Here is a 202-nt window from a genome sequence, read left to right on the forward strand (position 1 = left end):
TGACCGCAAACAATTCGGTCACCGAAGGCGGTCAGATTACCTACACCGCTACTTTGACCAATCCTGCGCAGACGCCGGTAAACGTGACACTGAGCAATGGCTCGGTGATCACTATTAAGGCGGGTGAGTCGGTTGGCACCGTGGCCGTGGATACTCCGGCCAACGATGTTTACGCCAACGGTTCCACCGTCAGCACTACGAT

General features: G+C 55.9%; 1 protein-coding gene. It reads left to right on the top strand.

The window, feature by feature from the left end; genetic code table 11:
- Positions 1–202 (top strand): immunoglobulin-like domain-containing protein (locus tag AO240_RS28190; RefSeq protein WP_371918686.1); only part of this gene is annotated, 202 nt, incomplete at both ends.

Source organism: Pseudomonas sp. ICMP 460, assembly GCF_002723595.1.
Lineage (GTDB): Bacteria > Pseudomonadota > Gammaproteobacteria > Pseudomonadales > Pseudomonadaceae > Aquipseudomonas > Aquipseudomonas kitaguniensis.